This is a genomic window from Bacillus sp. BHET2, from assembly GCF_005938125.1.
Classification (GTDB): Bacteria; Bacillota; Bacilli; order Bacillales; family Bacillaceae_B; genus Rossellomorea.
Genome location: NZ_VCQN01000001.1, coordinates 1,080,077 through 1,098,893, shown reverse-complemented (window position 1 = coordinate 1,098,893; position 18,817 = coordinate 1,080,077). Strand labels below are relative to the sequence as shown.

Below are 18,817 nucleotides of genomic sequence, written 5' to 3'. Positions count from 1 at the left end.
ATTAAAATCGTAGATTAAAACACAGGCATCTTGCTTTTCTTATTATTATGCTCATTATACACTTTATATTGTGAATTGTAGAGAGGGATTAGCATTATTTTATAGAATATTTAGAATTCACTTATTATTATCGGTTCTTCATATATAATCAAAATTAAGGATCGATGATTGTGTTCAGGAGCAATCACTTGAAGGAGGAATTAAATAATATGGGATCTAGAGTTATGCATAGTATTATTGCTTACAGGCTAGCACAGCATTTTGAGTTGGAGGATAGAGCCTCTTTTGTTATGGGGGGGATTGCACCAGATGCAGTCAATGATAAGGAGTTAACTCATTACTATTATGGAGACGTTCAGGATTTCACAAGGGGGATAGATCCGGAGCGGTTTCTACGAAGCCAAACGAATCCTAAACTTTCTCCCTTTATCCTTGGCTATTACACACATTTAGTCGCCGACGATCTTTGGTTAAAAGGATTTTATTTGTCATGGTTGAAAAATCGAATGAACGCTGATTCCTCTTTGTATGAAAGATATCACGGAGATTTCAAAATGCTGAATGGACAATTGCTTCACTACTATGGGTTAAAAAACGAACTCCTACAGATAGTAGATGAACCCTTTAAATACCTAGATGTGACAAATGTAAGCAGACATATGGTGGAAGGTTTTATCCCTTCTCTTAAAGAAGATATGTCCTACAATGAAAGGGAAATACAGGCGCCATTAACTGTGTTTACACTCCAACAAATAATAGGTTACATAGAAACATCCATAGAAATGGGAATTCAGAAAATGGAATTGTTATTTGAGGGACGGACCTGAATTTCTTACCTAGGCTATTTTATACTTCATCGAATAGGTTGGGTAATTATAAACGCTCTGAATGGAAATGACGTATGTAAGTGTTATATAATGGTGGTTGGCATGAGAAATGTCAAAAGATTCTTGAGGACTAAATGATAAGTTAAAGCGTCACTTGGTTTAGAGTATGATTTCCCGACTACACATAACGTGAAATAGGGAAGAAAGTTGATAAATTGGATGGAAATCATAGGAGGAATCATACATGCATCGAAATAAAGACTTATATACATATTTATTGAGTAAAGCCCGTCAGTTAACAGACGAATGGTATGATTCACTTGATAAAAATGCAGCAACAGGTGTGTATTCATCCACTGATCCAAAGGTGGTTGAAACATTGAAAAATCAAAACTTCGAATTTCATGGAATTCTTTGCAACGTCTTTGCGGAGGATAAAGAAACCTTTAATCAGAAAATCGATGAATGGGTGTTATCCATCGCTACTGATAAAGAACATTTGAATACTCCCAATCACTCTATTCTTAAAGAGTTCATGCGGGTGAGAAATCAATACCTGGAGTTCTTGAAGGAATATGCCAAAACTCATTTGGAGGAAAACATATTTGAACAATTCAACATATGGAACAATGTCATAATAGAAGCCTTCGACCGTGTGATGCTCCGATATGTGGAACTTCAGACTGAGGTAGTCGATCAGCAAATTCAATCACAGCAGGAAGTGATAAATGAATTAAGCTCCCCGATTATTAGCTTGAATTCCAACACTGCACTATTACCCCTTGTCGGTAACATTGATCCAACGAGAGCAGAACTGATTTTAGAGAATGCTCTTGAACAATGTGTCAATAAAGAAGTGTCCCTTCTGTTTATCGATTTATCAGGTGTTGTGTTAATTGATACGATGGTTGCTCATCAAATTTTTCAATTAATCGACGCCCTCCAGCTTATCGGTGTTAAACCGATTCTTTCAGGGTTACGTCCGGAAATTGCCCAAACAGCTGTCCAGCTTGGCTTGAATTTTGAAAATCTTACAATCACATCAACATTGTCACAAGCTCTCACAATAAAAAACAATGAAGTTGAATAGTGAACCATTTTAAAAAGCATTTGTACTTTAGGTATAGGTGCTTTTTTTTGGCTCTTTTCGTAAACATTGTTGCTATTGAAGATAGCGAGTGCTATTTGATCTCCGCCGGAAAGCGAAGCCGTTCCCCTCACCATCTATCGCAATCACTCATAGACAGAGCATTGGCACCTCCTATGATAGATAACAATAATCTTTGCGAAAAGAGCTTTTTATTTGTTGAAATGACTAATGTTTTTGACTAAATATAGTAAAAACGACAGAAAAAAAGCTTTGAAATTAAATATCTTGAATTAAAGATAAAAAGTGTGTATGATGAAATTAGAAGGAAATACTATCACTTAAGGAGTGAATGTCCGATGAATTTAAAACCATTAAAAGGGCAGCATCATGTTTCTGCCATTACTGCAAATGCAAAGAAAAACTATGAATTTTATACTAAAACCCTCGGTCTTCGACTAGTGAAGAAGTCCATTAATCAAGACGATACGTCTGTTTATCATCTTTTCTATGCTGATGAAAGAGGAAATCCAGGGACGGACCTTACCTTTTTTGAAATCCCGCATGCAGGTCACACATATAAAGGTACGAACAGTATTTCTTTAACGTCACTTCGAGTGAACTCTGATGTTTCATTGGATTATTGGAAGCGCCGGTTTGAAGAATTGGGTGTTGAGCATGATGAGATTTCACACCAAAGTGGTCGTGCAACCTTACGATTCCAAGATTTCGAAGGACAACGCCTCATGCTTGTGTCTGATGAAAAAAACAGAGGGGTACCCGGTGGAAAGCCTTGGGATAACAGTCCCGTTCCCGTAGAGCATGGTGTGGTAGGTCTTGGCCCTATCACCTTAACTGTTTCAGTGGCAGAGAACACTGCGATTGTCCTGAGGGACGTATTAGGCTTTAAAGAGACAAGAAGCTTTCCTTCTGATATAGCCGGACAGCCGGACATTCGTGTATTTGAAACAGGTGAAGGGGGAACTGGTGCAGAGGTGTTCCTTGAAGAACGAAGTGATCTAAAAGAGGAAAGACCAGGAAGAGGAAGTGTCCACCACGTTGCATTCCGTGTGGAGGATGAAAACGAATTACAAAAATGGGTTAAATGGATAACAGAAAACCGCTTACCGAATTCAGGCTTTGTTGAACGGTACTACTTCCGTTCCTTATATTTCCGTGAACCGAACGGAATCCTATTTGAACTTGCAACAGATGGTCCTGGATTTGAAACGGATGAGGATTTCAATTCATTAGGTGAGAATTTATCTCTTCCACCTTATTTTGAAGCACAACGAGAATCCATTGAAGCGAAATTAAAGCCATTGGATACGAAAGAATAAGGAGGACGATGACTTGAAACATATTTTCAAACAAGGAAAAAAGGAGTTACCTACTCTCTTGTTACTCCATGGTACCGGTGGAGATGAGCGTGATTTACTCCCACTAGCCGAAATGATTGCACCGGAAGCTGCTGTACTAAGTGTGAAAGGGAATGTGGATGAAAACGGGATGGCCCGCTATTTCGCCCGTTTACGAGAAGGAGTATTTGATGAAGAAGATTTACTATTCCGTACGAACGAATTGAATGAATTTATTGAGGAAAGTGCCATTGAGTATGGATTCGATCGCAATAATGTTGTGGCATTAGGCTATTCCAACGGAGCCAATATTGCGGCAAGCTTAATGTATCACGTAGAAGATGCATTAAGAGGAGGGATCCTATTTCATGCGATGGTTCCTATACGGGGAGTCGACCTGCCTGACTTAAGTAAGGTTTCTGTATTTGTAGGAGCTGGAAAACGAGATCCCCTTATTCCGATGGAAGAAACAAAAGAACTGATAAGAAATCTTCAGAATGCCCACTCCCCTGTTACAGAGTTTTGGACAGAAGGTGGACATGAACTTCGCCGTGAAGAAGTAGATGAAGCGAAGCTATGGTTCGGGAAGAAATATCAATAAGGTGGTAAAATCTCCGGAAGAAACGTCTTCCGGAGATTTTTTACAATATGCTTTATGACATATCAAGAGAACTTTACACGTTTCGGTGAATTCGAGTCATTCATTTAAGTTGGTAAGCATTGAATACTCTTAGCATCCCCAGGGTCAAAATGCCTTTCCATTCCCTTTCAGCAATTGGCCAAGTCTCTTCGAATTGCCCAAACCAGGACCAGTTGGGCTGCCAGTAACCTTCAGCATGTTGAGTATTTATCTCATTATCCAGTTGCAGATATACTTCATTTTCCAGTAATTCATAAAAAGGTGAGGAAGGTGCACTTGCTACCTGGATCGGTTTCGCCACGTATTCATGCCAGCGTAATGGATCTGTGCAAACCGTTCCCCTGACACTGGAGGAAAGAACTTTGAGAAGATACGATTTCGTGTCGCCACTAACTTCCTGTAATAATCGTTGATAACAAAGAAAATCATGCATTTCAATCGGTTTTGGCAATGTTGAAAGTTCTTTCACTGCTTTTTCAGTCCACTCTTGAAGTCGAGGATGCTTCGACTGAAATAAATGGAAATATCCCACGATTTCAGCGTTTGGGTTTGCCCAATTGGTTTGAACACCACAATGCCCCTTTTCCAAGTCAAAGTGCCACCAAGGTGCATGGGGAACAGAATTGACTTCTTTTGGCACGGCGTTCCAACCTTTGATATCTTCATCATAGGTGTTTTGTAAATAATCCATTGCCTTTAGGACAATAGGGTGACTGATGGATAGTTGCAGGTCCTTCGCATGCTGCAATCCGATGGTGGTGGCAAGGGGAGACGAGATGTCCAGCCGGAAATCAGGTTCGATGGATTGACCGAAACCTCCGTCCGGATTCTGGAAGCGTGATAATTCTTTAATGGCTTCTTCTTTACTGCCTTCTTCAAAATAAAAGTTGAATAATTTCTGTTCAAGAGGTCTGGCATGTTCTTTGATATAAGTTTTTGCTTGACTCCATTGATGTTCGGTAAGTTTCATATGAAGAACTCCCTACATAGTTAGTTTAGTTGCTATAGATATACATTTTCCATTCTTCAATGAAATCCCTTCTTTAATAAGAAAAAATAACGAAGGTCCGTCCCTCTAAATGGAAGAAATGTGAAACGTTTAGTGGAATGAACTCGTATGTATGATAGATGGATTGTCGAAGGGGGTTTTTACATGTTCTTAGTATTGGGGTGTTTGTTGCTGGTGATTGTGGGAGTGTTTCTGATAGCTAGAAGGCTTGCCCCGCAATCGGAATTGATGAATTCTTTCAAGAAAACAAATTCGTTTCGAAATAGTATTATTGCGTTGACTGTGGTGTCAGGTATTCTATTCATCATGAATTACTTCGTGTCAGCAGGTGAGAAATGGCGAGAAAATGCGATTATACAGATTGAGGATAAGAACGGAGATGTTGAACTATTTCAAGGTGAAGAGAATAAAGTTGCGATAGCATTTGAGGGGACACCTATTGCAAAAAAGGATTACAAGACGTCGTTGTTAGTTTGGAGTCAATATGATGACATGACAATTGTATTCAAGGAAAAAGGAAATGAAGAAAATCGAAAACAGATTGATTTAGACGAAGGAAAGCTAGTCTCATTCAATAAAGAGGCCTATTCTGTTCCACTTACTCTCTCATTTGAAAAAGCCGGGATATGGAAGATAACGATTGAAAATAGAGGTGAATTCATTGGGGATATTGTAGTTGAGGTGGAGAAATAAGAGCGGTTTTCTAGAAATTACCCTTACGTTATATAAGTAGAACAAAAAATAGATGCCTGATTTTCGGCGACATCTTGTTCTATTGATAGCTATACTGTAGCTATGAAGAAAATGTGGAGGGATGAGAATGGTTTCAAACGAATTACAATTGGAGTATTATCAAGCACTTCTGAAAAAAAGAACCGAATATGAGGGCATATTTTATGTGGGTGTTAAGACGACGGGAGTTTTCTGCAGACCCACATGTCCAGCCAGAAAGCCGAAATTCGAGAACTGCGAATTTTATGAAACAGCTCAACAGGCACTTCTCGCATCGTTTCGTCCTTGTAAGAGGTGCAAACCTTTATCGCATCCAAATAGCGTATCAGAAGTGGTGAAAAAGTTGGTAGAGGCTGTGGAAGAACATCCGGAAAAACGCTGGAAGGATAAGGATTTCCAAGACCTATCCATTGACTCATCCACTGCCCGTCGACAATTTAAGAAAAGGTTCGGCATGACGTTTGTTGAATATGCCAGAGCCCGAAGGATGGGGATTGCGATGAAGCAAATCCGGTCTGGATCGATGGTGTTAGATGCTCAACTTACGACAGGGTATGAGTCAAGCAGCGGGTTTAGAGACGCTTTCTCACGAATTATGGGAACATCTCCTGCATTATCTCAAAGTAACCAAGTTCTTAAAGCAGCGTGGATAGATACTAAACTTGGGCCAATGATTGGAATTTCAGATGAAGAGGCTCTATATTTGTTAGAATTCGTAGACCGACGTGGGCTTGAGCTCGAAGTTGAGAGGTTACGAGAGAAGACAAAAGCTGCGATCATTCCAGGAAGTACGATGCCTCTTTGCAAGATTGAAGAGGAACTGAGATTCTATTTCAATGGAGAGTCCTTAGAGTTTCATACACCATTGCATATGATTGGTTCTCCATTTCAAAGGTCTGTTTGGGAAGAACTTCAGAAAATTCCCTCGGGAGAAACCCGTTCTTACACAGAGGTCGCAGAATCCATTGGGAAGCCATCTGCAGTGAGGGCGGTGGCTAGGGCAAATGGTTATAATCAACTTGCCGTCGTCGTACCTTGCCACCGGGTGATCAGAGTGAATGGTGACCTAGCAGGGTACGGTGGTGGTATTGCTAGAAAAAAGTGGTTGATAGATCACGAAAAAAAGATGATGGAAAGGAAACAATAAACACGTAAAAATATGGAAAGTGCGCTTGAAGGGGGATGAAAATGGAAAGACAATCAGTGATAGAAATGTGGACTCAATTTCTCCACACGAATAATCATCTCAATAAGGAGATCCCTTATACATCCTGGTACTTTGGTATGGAAGAAGGGGAAGCGGATGAACTAGCTCGTCTTGTGATGGACGGTAAGAAAACCGCTACCTCTTCATTGTTCATACTGTATGGCAAGGAAAATGAACCACTTCCTAAAGTTGGGGAGTACAATGTGATTACGGATTATGGAGGTGTTCCTAAAGCGATTACCAAAACCATAGATGTCAGCATTATACCGTTTAAAGCTGTCAATAGCGATTTTGCCAGCAAAGAAGGGGAAGGAGATCTGTCTTTATCTTATTGGAGAAAAGTACATACCGAATTTTTTACTGCAGAAATAACAGAATTAAACCAAATCTTCCATGAAGATATGCTAGTAGTGTGTGAAGAGTTTCAGGTAGTCCATAAATAATCTCGATCATTCTGATGTTGCAGATTCTTTGAAGAGCTACTAGACTATGAAATAGAGTCCTTTAGAGAATCAGGAGAAATGTATAAATGAATGGATTAAGAAAAGGTGCGATTTTAGGAGTAGCAGCAAGTACCCAAGGCATCGCCATGTCTGTGTTTTTATTTCCCCATTTGATTCCTTCAGGTGGTGCTGCAAGTGTGAGTGTGCTATTAAATTATTTGCTCCATATCCCATTTGCCATTACCTTGTGGGTGTTAAATGTCGCCTTATTAGGGGCTGCCGTTAAATGGTTGGGAAAAGAGAATGCCTTGTGGACGATGTACTGTGTAACGGTCACATCTGGTGTCGTGAACGTCGTATCCCCTTATATTACAGGAACTATATCTTTTGTAATCGTGGATCTTTTGTTCGGGAGCCTCCTATTTGGAATTGGATTAGGACTCCTATTTAGGATGGGGGCATCTTCAGGTGGGATGGATATTTTAGCTCTTATCATATCAAAACTTAAAGGGTATGCTCCGGGTAAAGTGTTATTTGTTATAAATGGAACTGTATTGCTTTTAACTGGAATCGTTGTAGATTTGAAGATCATTCTGTTTGCCATTGCCTGTCAGTTTGTGGTGACAAGAATCGTTGATATCATCGGTAAACTTGACTTAAAGGGGAAAATGGCTCATGTTGCTGATCATTAAATTGAAAGATCCGTCCCTCCAATAAGAGACGGATCTTTTTTTAGGATATTTCTTTAATAATAGACTTAACAGTATGTGAGGGTGAATTTTCAAAGAATGAGATATATTGAAAGAGTTTGTTCTTTGGAAGCAAATGCTTGCGAATTTCTTTGGGTGTTTTCCCCTCCATGTACGCTTTGGTGACAGACTCTTGAAGATGGAGAAGGTAGTCCCTTTTCTTCTCTAATAGCTCCCTACCGTGTTTTAAGTATCCTTGATGGGAACAATACACTTCCTTGAAAGAGTACTCCAACGTTTTGTTTATGGAACGAATCAATTCCGGTACGGATTCGAATGAGAAATTCGAGGTGGGAGAATGAAATAAGTATAAATCCCCGGAAAAGCAGATCTCTTTCTCTTCATCGATCAGAACGATATGATCCAGAGCGTGTCCAGGAGTATGGACAATTTGAAACGAATGGTGCTCTGTTTCAAACACATCTTCCTTTAGAGGCTTAGGATGGAATGCTGGCCGATTATGCCAGAACATTGCCCGGTAGAAAGGAAGTTTAGTGCTTGAATTGCACTTATTTACCCCTAATGGATGAATCCACTGAGGAATGGAATAGAATCTCTCAATCCAAGAGCTATTGCCAGTATGATCCTCATGGTGGTGGGTATGAATGACTCTTTGAATCTGAAGCTCTTTGAAGATGGTACGAACTTCATTTTTCATACTGTACGGTCCAGTATCCACTAGAACATCATCGACTTGAAAAATATAAACGGGCAATTTTTGGCCTAATGTTTGAACGTTTAATTTAAATGATTGGATCAATGCAGTTACCCCTTAAGAAATAGTATTATAATACATAATTCGAATGAAAGCGCAATTTTCCTGCATGAAGTCATAATTTAGTGTATTTTTTAAAAGTTGCTGCTTTTAATTAAGCACAAAAATAGTTGATTCAGGGAAACGTTTTACAAATCAGTCCAAATTTCAATAAAAATATTAACCTGTAGGTGGATTGGTTTTCAGAAATAGTATTTTCTGAATATTCCATTTTTAATCCATTTGTCTAGATTAATATGGTGTTTTTTTCTATAATGAGCATAATAGAGATTTTTCCGGGGGGATTCAAAGAATGAAGATGAATCAAAAGTCAATACTCTTACTCTTTGCTTTCATAATGGTGATCACCATTATCTTGCTTTATAAAATGGGATTAAAAAAAGCTGTTGAAGACTGTGAAAACCATCACCGGACAGCAGAGGTGGAGTTACGGATCCTTTCTTGGAATGTTACATGTGTTGAAAAGTAATATCGCTAACAATCTAATTGGAATAAAATATAAAGTACAGAACGTTGAAAGGAGGATCAAGACTGAAAATGTCAATTCTCTTATTCGTAATAGCAGGGATCGCTGAAATTGGCGGAGGATATTTAATATGGATATGGTTGAGAGAAGGAAAACCATATTGGTTCGGGATAAGCGGAAGCATTATTCTCGTCATATATGGGATCATTCCTACTCTTCAGAAGTTTCCGTCTTTCGGAAGAGTTTATGCCGCTTACGGAGGAGTATTTATTGTACTGGCCATTTTATGGGGCTGGGGCATAGACAAGAAAACGCCTGATCTTTACGATTGGCTGGGCGCACTCATCTGTCTCATTGGTGTATCGGTTATTCTTTGGGGTCCCCGTCACTAAACAAGAGGTGAGAATTAATAGGTTATCTACTACTCCAGTGCTAAAAATGGTAAACTGGATTAAAGGTTAGAAGCTTTACATAGGGGGAAGTGCTTTGCAGAAATGTGCTAGTTGTAAGAATCAGTTCCAATGGAAAGAGTTATTATTCTCTATATGGAGCTCCTATAAACCAATAGAATGCAAACAATGTGGTAAAAGACATACCATCAATTTTGCCTCGAAATTCTTCGTTTCTTTTCTTATTATTGTACCAGCCGTTGTGTTCGGTTTATTGATAGCACCTGAGCAAGGATTATCAAAGCCGATGACTTTTGGTTTCATTGTATTATTGGCATTTGTTATTTCACTGATACTGCCATTTTTCGTGAAATATGAAAATAAACATGGATAGGAAAGAGAGCTGCCATTATTGGCAGCTCTCTTTAATGGATTCTATCAGTGTTTCTTTTTCAACTCGTGTAATACTTCGTCCAATCGATCAGGGTAATTCGTGAACATACCGGTAACTCCCCATTTAATCAATCTTTTCATATCTTCCTTCTCAAGAACTGTATAAGGATGAATCAGTAGACCGTGTTCCCGCACTTTATTCACATAGTCTTGATCAATCTTCTTATAGCTCATACCAAGTCCAACTGCATATTCCTCATAATGGTCAAGCTTCTCATCCGTGATGGTGGCATCCTTCTTATAATCAATTAGCTGCACAAGAGGAATATTATCATTCAAACCGTGTACCTTTTGAAGGCTTGCTTCACTAAAGGATTGGATGATTACTTTACTTGAAGGACCGTTTTGTCTCGTCAAGTTATATTCGTCCAAAATCTTAAGTAACTTTTCTTCCATACCTGGATATACTTCAGGTGACTTCGTTTCGATGTAATAGTGTTTGTTTTTTCCAAAGTGTTGAATGATTTCCTCTAGTGTCTGCACCCTCAGCTTATTATATTCAGGCTTTGCCTTATCTGGGTACATGTCATTGAACCAAGACCCTGCATCCAACTTCTTAATTTCTTCTAGTGTGTGATCCTTTACTAATCCGGTTCCGTTCGTAGTTCGATCAAGGGTTTCATCATGCATGGCAATTAATTTGCCATCTTCTGTCATTTGGAGATCAAGTTCTATGTAGTCTCCTCCCATTTCATCCCCAAGCTCGTAAGATGGAAGGGTATGTTCCGGTGCGTAACCTGATCCACCTCGGTGTGCAATATTTAATATCTTGTTGTCATTCATGGAATGGTGTCCCGATTGTGCCAAGGCCGGCTGAACAGTAGAAGCACCTATTCCGATAATAGCAGCTGATAAACAAACATTTTTGACAATCATATTCATGTTTTTTTCTCCTTTCTGATTTAGGCTCAGTTCAAGGATATAAAATGAATATGAAATGTAAGCACTAATTTAGAAAAGGGTGTGTAAACATTGTATTAAAGGAAGATGACAGGTAAGACTATCGACACGGGGCAAAAAGCCGGGAACTAAATGAATGAGGAATAACTTACAAGATCGTGATAACACTAAGAAAAAAAGAAAAGGAGTCGAAAGATGGAGAAAAATGACATAAGACTGACGACTGCAGAAATCTCCGCTTTGTGGACGACTTATATTAAGTGTTCAGCATTAAATTGTTTTTTTGCTCATTTTCTTACATATCTTCTAGACGAAGGAATTAAATCCATCACTAAAGAAAGTCTAGACGCTAATGTAGAAATAATGAATAAGATTGAAACCATCTTTATGTCTGAAAGCTTTCCGGTTCCAAATGGCTTTACTGATAAGGATATTGACGCCTCTGCTCCTCCTCTATACACGGACCTATTCGCGCTTAGCTTCGTCTATCGTGGGGGACAGGTCACGAATAGCCATTATACGACCCTTGTGGGCACGGTTGCCCGAACAGATATTTATGAACTTTTTGAAGAGGCATTGAAGAAAAATTTATCCATTTACAAAAGATCATTGAAGTTGATGCTGGAAAAAGGCATCTATGATCGCCCACCCAAAATCAATTATCCTCATTCCATTGAGTACACATCCCACCAGCCTTCTCTATTAGAGAACTGGTTTGGAGAAACAAGGCCACTTAATGCATTGGAACAGAGTGAATTATTCTTTGTGATTGAGCGAAATTGTATTGGAATTATTCTATTGAAAGGATTCATCCAAACCTCGAAAGACAGGGAAGTGAAAGAGTATCTTAAAAAAGGGAAAAAGCTTAGTGAAAAGCAAATCACCACTTTTAATAATGTGTTGGTAAAAGATGATGCGTTTCCAACCTATCCCGTTTCAATGGAGGTGACAGACTCTACAATTCCCCCTTTTTCAGAGAAGCTTATGCTTTTTATTATCTCCTCATCGAATTCAGTAGGTCTTTCGACACTTTGTCATGCGATTACGATGTCTTTGAGAAAGGACTTAGCCGTTCATTACTCATTGTTTGTAACCGAAATCATGAAATATGGATCGGCAGGACTCAAACTTTTAGTGGAGCGGGGGTGGATGGAGCAGCCACCACAGCAGAAAAGTAGGAGAGATTTACATGAATGAGGGATGATTGGGAGTGAGAAACAATGGGAGTAAAAATGTTCTCTTATTAATAGGAATTCTCACAGTACTTAATATTGATATGATAAAAAGTAGAATTGAAATATTCGTAAAGTATAAACTATCACTGGCTGTTTCGGCATATTATTTATTAAGGTAAGTGGTATATGGTTATTTAAGGGAAGTCCAAATCTATTACTGGAATTGGGCTTTTTGTTTGGAAATTTTAACGAAATCTTGAGCGGGAATTTGTTCTTACATTACTCTATTGATAAAGAGAAGCTAGTTGGATATATGAAGGATATTTCAGTAAACTCTAAGCCAATTCAGTCGTGCAGTGTCGAAGAAATCTAAATAAAAATGACCAGTATTCTCTCTTTCATCACAAAATGTTCGGAAATTCTTCAGAACTTATATGACAAATCACCTGCAGATAGGATAGAATGTAAGATACATTAAGGTAAGGCTTCAAGAGCTTAGAATGTGTCATGCGACCGGATTGAAAACCGATTTTCTCATTGATGTTTTTGTTAATGAAAGCAAAACGGCGATAGGTCGCTCGCCTGATCCATTCCATTCTTTTGGTAGGTTGTGCTGTTTTTAAGGAGAGAATGAATGCTAGAATACAACGTTCAACAGGGAGTCGGCAAAGAATATGTAGTGTTTCTCCATGGAATCGGGGGGAATTCAAAGATCTTCTCCAAACAACTGGAAACTTTCAAAGAATTTTATAACGTCGTCACGATTCATTTACCCGGTCATGGCCATTCACCAGGAATCGAATCATATAATGAGCCGTTTACAATCGATTTAATTGTGCGTGAAGTGGTTGATGTACTCGATGACATCGGGATGGAAAAAGCCCATTTCATCGGGATATCGCTCGGGTCTGTGGTTATCCATGAGTTATTGCAAAAGGTTCCACATCGTGTGAAATCTGCTGTCATGGGAGGGTGTATAACCCGATTTACATTTTTTTCAAACACTTTGTTGAAGCTCGGTCATGCAGTGAAAAACCTGGTTCCGTTTATGTGGTTATATAAATTATTCGCCTATGTGATGATGCCTAAGAGTAATCATAAAATTTCTAGGAAGCTATTCATAAGGGAAGCAAAAAAAATGAAGCGGAAAGATTTTCTGGGGTGGTATCGTCTAACTCCTTATGTGAAATCTACTTATGCTAATGTTCAAGAACGGGCTTCCCATATTCCAAAGCTATACATATCGGGTAAAGAAGATCACTTGTTTGTTCGCTCATTAAAGGAGGACACATTTGGAGACACGGGTGCAACGAAGGTATTTCTTGATGGTTGTGGGCATGTATGCAATGTGGAAAAGCCAAATGAGTTCAATCGACTTGCCCTTGACTTTATATTCATTCATCAGGATGTTTCTTTGCGTAAGGTTCAATAGAATGAAAACCTCCCATTCCGAATTGGAATTGGGAGGTTTTTTGAATTTCATCTCATGTTGTCCTCATAAAGGTAGACACTACAAAATCGTAGCTATCTACTTTTTCCTCATACATAAAATGAAGCTAAGAGTTGGAATAGTTTAGTGAAGGTCCGTCCCTGACTGGATAGTAAAGAAAGGCTTGATAGAAGGGAAGTGGGTGATGAAGGTGAGGTCCGTCCCTTTAAAGGAATTGATGGGGTGATGAGAGAATATAGTATAGATGGGTGAAGGGAGGGGGATTGAGTAGGGTGGTTCGAGAGTTTATGAATTTCAGGTATGATGAGTATCCATTTGAGTTGTTTTCTGTTTCTCATTTGGCTGCCATTATAGTTTCTTTTGGATGCATGATGGGGTTGTATGTGTTTAGGTCCAATATACAAGGACATACGAAGAGCATGTTGAAATGGATGTTGGTTGTTTTCCTTGTTTTGAGTGAATTTACCTTTCAGATGTGGTATATCCTAAATGATCGGTGGGACCTAACCATAAACTTACCCTTTCAGCTATGTTCTTTATCATTATATCTTTGTGCAATCATGCTGATAACAAAAAGCTATAGGGTTTTTGAAATCAGTTTCTTTGTGAGTATGTCAGGTGCGTTTATCGCAATTATTACACCTGAATTATTTTTTGGTTTTCCCCATTTTCGATATTTCCAATTTTTTTTAGCCCATATGGTGATTGTACTATCTTGTTTGTACATGGTGTGGATAGAAGGGTACAAATTGACATTTTCTTCTCTCGTAAGGGCGTTTCTTGCATTAAATGCGATGGCAACCATCGTATATGTGGTGGACGTAACCTTTGGAGCGAACTATATGTTTCTTATACATAAGCCGTATAATACGAATCCTATCGATTACTTAGGAGATTATCCTTGGTACCTCTTGTCACTTGAAGGAGTCAGTTTAATCCTGTTTTCAATTCTATATTCCCCTTTTTTTCTTCTTGGGAAGAAGCAGTTGGGGAAGATGTAAATATTATGAAACTTTTTTATTGGTTCAATCGTCTATTAACATATAAGAAAAGCTGGGTGTAAATATGTTGAGTCAAAGTATGATCATAAGTGTCATCGTTTTGCTTTCTTACGGACTGGGCAGTTTAACCGGAGCTTATTATGTAGTGAAATGGCTTTCGGGAGTGGATATCAGAAAGTTAGGCAGTGGCAATGTGGGAGCGACGAACGCAGGGAGAGCGTTGGGTAAAAAAGGTTTTTTACTGACTCTCCTGATCGATGCTGGAAAAGTCATTTTCGCATTAACGATTACATCCCTATTGGTAGAAGGGGAAGGTTTTTTAGTCCTTAGCTCCATATTCGTCATGCTGGGACATGTTTTTCCGGTCCAACTTGGATTTCATGGTGGTAAAGGAGTCGTTGCTTATTTAGCTACGGCATTATTTTTTTGTCCTTTCAGCATTGCCATTTTCGCCCTTGCTATGGGGATAACCCTAAGCATTTTCCGGAAGTACAAGTTAGCCGGATTCCTTTCAATGACAACCATTCCGGTTACGGTATATGTGATTGAGGGTTCATTCAGCCTTTCCACCGGTTTATTAATGTTGTTTCTGGTTGTTCTCTTATTGCATAAACGATCACTTCATCAATCAGTCGATACATAGGAGGTATAAGAATGAATAATCATACTATTGTATTTAAAATTGCAAATAACCCTCTAGAATTTCAACAAATCTACTCATTAAATTATCAAACCTTCGTGGAAGAAATTCCTCAGCATGAAGGCAATGATAACAAAAAACTTGTGGATAAATTCCATGATGAAAACACATATGTTATTGCAAAGGTACAGAATGAAGTCATTGGAATGATTGCTGTCCGTGCCAAGCGTCCTTTTTCACTGGATCAAAAACTGAATGGCCTGGACGACTATTTACCCGGAAATGCAATCCCTTGTGAAATCAGATTATTATCAGTTAAAGAAGAATATAGGAGTACAAGGGTATTTTATCAATTATGTGAGAGATTGGTTTCGTACTGTTTAGAGAAAGGCTACACGGTTGCGTTGATCTCTGGGACGGTTCGACAGCTCAAACTCTATAAGAGAATTGGCTTCCAACCTTTCGCTGATCTTGTCGGTGAAGAAGGGGCGGAATTCCAACCCATGTATTTGACTCGAGAAAGTTTTGAGAATTCCTCTAAAGCTTTTCAACGTTTAATGATTCGAAAGGGAGGAGACTCTAACTTCCACTCATTTCTACCTGGTCCCGTACCTATACATAAAAAGGTTGAAGCAGAATTCCAAAGTGAAGCGACATCTCATAGAAGCAGCTCGTTCATTGATGAAATGGGTGTAGTAAGACAAAGATTACGTGAATTGACTAATTCCAATTATGTACAGGTGGCAGTTGGGACTGGCACCTTATCAAATGATATGGTTGCAGCCCAGTTGAAAGCGTTTTCTGGTAAAGGGCTCATACTTGCAAACGGGGAATTTGGCTACCGCTTAATTGATCATGGAGAAAGGTTCAACTTATCTTTTCACACAATCGAGAAAGAATGGAATCAGGGAATCCAGTTAGAGGAAATAGAATCCTTACTTCAAGAGGATTCTCACATTAAGTGGTTATGGACGGTTCATTGTGAAACATCCACCGGCTACTTATTTGACATCGATGCCATACTGACCCTTTGTCAATCCTACGAGGTGGAATTATGTGTGGATGCTTGCAGCTCTGTCGGTACAATTCCTGTTGATTTTAAGGAATTGTATATGGCCACTTCTGTAAGTGGAAAAGGTCTGGGTTCTTACCCTGGTTTAGCGCTCATATTCCATCGTGATGAGATCAAACCAAGTCCATCGATCCCAAGGTATTTGGATGTTGGAATGTACGCCATGGAAGGGAGTATTCCCTTTACTCATTCATCTAATCTTTTAGGTGCATTGAAAGTAGCCTTGACTTTGATTAACTATGAAACGAGCAAAACGATATCCGAAAATATTAAAGGTGTTTTAACTCGAGAAGGCATTCGGCTACTTGGGGACGACTCGTATTCTCCTGCAGTGATTACAATTGACCTAAATAGGGAACAGTATAGTAGAGAATTTGGTGACATTTGTAAGGAAAAAGGCATCCTATTAAGTTATGAAAGTGATTATTTAGTTGAAAAGAACTGGGTGCAGATAGTACTAATGGGGACACACAACGAACGAAAGGTTTTGAAAGCTATGACAATACTCATCAACGAATATAACAGCATTTTTGATCCAAAGGTCGTATAGTGACCAGGATGAATGATTTCTTCTCTCATTTGAAAACGTATAGATTAATAGTCTTCGCCCTGCTCTCCCTTTGGGTGAAAACTGTATTTGTATCTCTCATCGGGTTTAATTTACATATTGAATCTTTTCTCGATTTATTACTTATTTTATTTAATCCAATTGGTTCATTAATGCTACTAGTGGGGTTCAGCTTTTATTTCTTTAAGAGGATTAAACCGATCCTTCTTGTCATCATTATTGGTGTGGCTACAGGACTTCTTTACGGTGATTTATTGTACTTCCGGTTTTATTCGGACTTTGTAACTGTTCCGATTTTGTTTCAATTTAAAAATGTGGGCGGGATTGGTCCGAGCACATTTGAATTGATGAGCAAGTGGGATCTACTTTTGTTGAGTGATATTTTCCTATTTGGATGGTTAGTAATGGGGAAGTGGAGGGAATCTGTGTGCGTAACAAGCAGATGGAAGCTCGCTTATAGTGGAATAAGTTTATTAATACTCTTCATAACCATTGGGTTGGGATTATTGAAATCACCTTATTTATTTGCTGAATCTTACGACAGGGAACAAATGGTTAAGTCTGTTGGTCCATACAATTACCACCTTTATGATATTGGTATCGCAGTAACAATGCCGATTACAAATATGATGGCAAGTGAATCTGACACCGAATCATCTATAAAGTATACAAAATCAAAAAAACAAAACGAATCAGATTTGTTTGGTGTGGCTAAAGGGAAAAACCTTATTTTAGTCAGTATGGAATCGACCCAAAACTTCGTGATCAATGAAAAAGTGAATGGAGAAGAAATTACCCCCTTTTTAAATTCATTAATCAAGGAGAGCTTTTATTTCACAAATGTCTATGATCAAACAGCACAAGGAAAAACCTCGGATGCTGAGTTTATGATTGATACGGGATTATACCCGTTATCCAGTGGATCGGCATTTGTCCGAAAGCCTGATAACCATTTTAAAAGCCTGTCACATCTTTTAAAAAGGGAAAAGGATTATTATGCAGCTGTTTTTCACGGGAATGACCGGACATTTTGGAACCGTGAAATGATGTATGATTCGTTAGGCTACGATCGCTACTATTCTAAAAGGGACTACTCTGTAACGGAAGAAAATTCTGTTAACTATGGGATAAAGGATATACCTTTCTTTCAACAGACAGTGTCGTATTTGGAAGAGGTTCCGCAACCATTTTACACCCGAATCATCACATTAACGAACCATTTTCCTTTCTTACTTGAGGAAAAAGATCAGTATATCGAGGCTGCTGCCACCAGTGAAGATGTAGTTAATCGCTATGTCACAACCGTACGGTACGAGGATGAAGCAATCAAGACGTTATTTGACAAGCTTAAAGAGAACGGGATGTATGACGATACGGTTGTTGTCCTTTATGGAGATCATTATGGGATCTCTGAAAAGTATGAAGAAGGAGTGTTTGAGCTATTGGGTCAGGAAGATAATCCGGTCAATCACTCCAAGCTACAGCAGGTCCCGCTCATTATCCATGTGCCGGGTCAGCAGGAAAGAAGGATTGAAACAATAGGTGGAGAAATCGATATTCGGGCTACTGTTCTTCATTTAATGGGAATCAAGACGAAGAATACACTGTCTTTTGGACATAGTCTATTCACACGTGATGAAAATCACCCTGTTATTTTTCGGGATGGAGATTTTATTACAGGAAAATATATTTTTAAAGATAATGTATGCTATGACAAAAAAAGTGAGAAAGCTGCAAGGGATTCACTTTGTGAACCGTTTAAGGAAACGGTTAGAAAAGAATTACGGATGTCTGATGATATCGTGTATGGTGATTTGTTGAGGTTCTTAGAATAGACATACTTGAAAAACCCCGTCTCCTGATCTCGAGGCGGGGT

At 38.9% G+C, this 18,817-nt stretch carries 20 protein-coding genes; 17 read left to right on the top strand and 3 right to left on the bottom strand.

Features of this window, described 5'->3' with window-relative positions; all coding sequences use genetic code 11:
* Window positions 1–209 precede the first annotated feature (209 nt).
* From FGG79_RS05745 to FGG79_RS05730, 4 genes are all read left to right on the top strand, one after another.
* Entirely contained in the window at window positions 210–827 is a 618-nt protein-coding gene (locus FGG79_RS05745; RefSeq protein ID WP_138776771.1) for a zinc dependent phospholipase C family protein, read from the top strand.
* 244 nt (window positions 828–1,071) lie between these two features.
* Window positions 1,072–1,917, top strand: coding sequence for an STAS domain-containing protein (locus FGG79_RS05740; RefSeq protein ID WP_138776770.1), 846 nt, complete (start codon window positions 1,072–1,074; stop codon window positions 1,915–1,917).
* A 356-nt stretch (window positions 1,918–2,273) separates the two neighbouring features.
* Window positions 2,274–3,254 (top strand): ring-cleaving dioxygenase, encoded by a 981-nt coding sequence (locus FGG79_RS05735; RefSeq protein ID WP_138776769.1) that lies wholly within the window; start codon window positions 2,274–2,276, stop codon window positions 3,252–3,254.
* A gap of 13 nt (window positions 3,255–3,267) precedes the next feature.
* On the top strand, window positions 3,268–3,873 hold the full coding sequence (locus FGG79_RS05730) for an alpha/beta hydrolase (RefSeq protein WP_138776768.1): 606 nt from the start codon (window positions 3,268–3,270) through the stop codon (window positions 3,871–3,873).
* A 100-nt stretch (window positions 3,874–3,973) separates the two neighbouring features.
* Here the strand turns inward: FGG79_RS05730 and FGG79_RS05725 are convergent, their stop codons facing one another.
* Window positions 3,974–4,882 (bottom strand): hypothetical protein, encoded by a 909-nt coding sequence (locus FGG79_RS05725; RefSeq protein ID WP_138776767.1) that lies wholly within the window; start codon window positions 4,880–4,882, stop codon window positions 3,974–3,976.
* Between the two features lie 183 nt (window positions 4,883–5,065).
* Between FGG79_RS05725 and FGG79_RS05720 the strand changes: the two genes are divergently transcribed.
* From FGG79_RS05720 to FGG79_RS05705, 4 genes are all read left to right on the top strand, one after another.
* Window positions 5,066–5,614 carry a hypothetical protein gene (locus FGG79_RS05720; RefSeq protein WP_138776766.1) on the top strand — a complete coding sequence of 183 codons (549 nt, stop codon included), beginning with the start codon at window positions 5,066–5,068 and terminating at the stop codon, window positions 5,612–5,614.
* A gap of 127 nt (window positions 5,615–5,741) precedes the next feature.
* Window positions 5,742–6,800 carry a bifunctional transcriptional activator/DNA repair enzyme AdaA gene (locus FGG79_RS05715; protein WP_138776765.1) on the top strand — a complete coding sequence of 353 codons (1,059 nt, stop codon included), beginning with the start codon at window positions 5,742–5,744 and terminating at the stop codon, window positions 6,798–6,800.
* Between the two features lie 41 nt (window positions 6,801–6,841).
* On the top strand, window positions 6,842–7,303 hold the full coding sequence (locus FGG79_RS05710) for an ASCH domain-containing protein (RefSeq protein WP_138776764.1): 462 nt from the start codon (window positions 6,842–6,844) through the stop codon (window positions 7,301–7,303).
* 86 nt (window positions 7,304–7,389) lie between these two features.
* Window positions 7,390–7,995 carry a YitT family protein gene (locus FGG79_RS05705; RefSeq protein ID WP_138776763.1) on the top strand — a complete coding sequence of 202 codons (606 nt, stop codon included), beginning with the start codon at window positions 7,390–7,392 and terminating at the stop codon, window positions 7,993–7,995.
* A gap of 40 nt (window positions 7,996–8,035) precedes the next feature.
* Here the strand turns inward: FGG79_RS05705 and FGG79_RS05700 are convergent, their stop codons facing one another.
* Window positions 8,036–8,812, bottom strand: coding sequence for an MBL fold metallo-hydrolase (locus FGG79_RS05700; RefSeq protein WP_138776762.1), 777 nt, complete (start codon window positions 8,810–8,812; stop codon window positions 8,036–8,038).
* A 307-nt stretch (window positions 8,813–9,119) separates the two neighbouring features.
* Here FGG79_RS05700 and FGG79_RS21695 point away from each other — a divergent pair, with 307 nt between their 5' ends.
* The 3 genes from FGG79_RS21695 to FGG79_RS05690 all read left to right on the top strand — a co-directional run bounded on the left by FGG79_RS21695 (window position 9,120) and on the right by FGG79_RS05690 (window position 10,076).
* Entirely contained in the window at window positions 9,120–9,296 is a 177-nt protein-coding gene (locus FGG79_RS21695) for a hypothetical protein (protein ID WP_171050819.1), read from the top strand.
* A 68-nt stretch (window positions 9,297–9,364) separates the two neighbouring features.
* A complete protein-coding gene (locus tag FGG79_RS05695; protein ID WP_138776761.1) occupies window positions 9,365–9,685 on the top strand; it encodes a YnfA family protein in 321 nt (106 codons plus the stop codon).
* Between the two features lie 94 nt (window positions 9,686–9,779).
* On the top strand, window positions 9,780–10,076 hold the full coding sequence (locus FGG79_RS05690; RefSeq protein ID WP_171050818.1) for a TIGR04104 family putative zinc finger protein: 297 nt from the start codon (window positions 9,780–9,782) through the stop codon (window positions 10,074–10,076).
* A 44-nt stretch (window positions 10,077–10,120) separates the two neighbouring features.
* On the opposite strand, the gene FGG79_RS05685 is transcribed toward FGG79_RS05690, so the two are convergent.
* A complete protein-coding gene (locus FGG79_RS05685) occupies window positions 10,121–11,017 on the bottom strand; it encodes a glycerophosphodiester phosphodiesterase (RefSeq protein ID WP_171050817.1) in 897 nt (298 codons plus the stop codon).
* A 213-nt stretch (window positions 11,018–11,230) separates the two neighbouring features.
* Between FGG79_RS05685 and FGG79_RS05680 the strand changes: the two genes are divergently transcribed.
* The 6 genes from FGG79_RS05680 to FGG79_RS05655 all read left to right on the top strand — a co-directional run bounded on the left by FGG79_RS05680 (window position 11,231) and on the right by FGG79_RS05655 (window position 18,776).
* Window positions 11,231–12,232 carry a DUF3231 family protein gene (locus FGG79_RS05680; protein ID WP_138776759.1) on the top strand — a complete coding sequence of 334 codons (1,002 nt, stop codon included), beginning with the start codon at window positions 11,231–11,233 and terminating at the stop codon, window positions 12,230–12,232.
* A gap of 612 nt (window positions 12,233–12,844) precedes the next feature.
* Complete coding sequence (locus FGG79_RS05675; protein ID WP_138776758.1) at window positions 12,845–13,642, top strand: alpha/beta fold hydrolase; 798 nt, start codon at window positions 12,845–12,847, stop codon at window positions 13,640–13,642.
* A 305-nt stretch (window positions 13,643–13,947) separates the two neighbouring features.
* On the top strand, window positions 13,948–14,661 hold the full coding sequence (locus FGG79_RS05670; protein ID WP_138776757.1) for a YwaF family protein: 714 nt from the start codon (window positions 13,948–13,950) through the stop codon (window positions 14,659–14,661).
* A gap of 64 nt (window positions 14,662–14,725) precedes the next feature.
* Window positions 14,726–15,304 carry a glycerol-3-phosphate acyltransferase gene (locus FGG79_RS05665; protein WP_138776756.1) on the top strand — a complete coding sequence of 193 codons (579 nt, stop codon included), beginning with the start codon at window positions 14,726–14,728 and terminating at the stop codon, window positions 15,302–15,304.
* A gap of 11 nt (window positions 15,305–15,315) precedes the next feature.
* A complete protein-coding gene (locus FGG79_RS05660) occupies window positions 15,316–16,923 on the top strand; it encodes an aminotransferase class V-fold PLP-dependent enzyme (protein ID WP_138776755.1) in 1,608 nt (535 codons plus the stop codon).
* 8 nt (window positions 16,924–16,931) lie between these two features.
* Window positions 16,932–18,776, top strand: a complete 1,845-nt coding sequence (locus FGG79_RS05655) for an LTA synthase family protein (RefSeq protein WP_138777613.1) — start codon at window positions 16,932–16,934, stop codon at window positions 18,774–18,776.
* The last annotated feature ends 41 nt before the right edge of the window (window positions 18,777–18,817 follow it).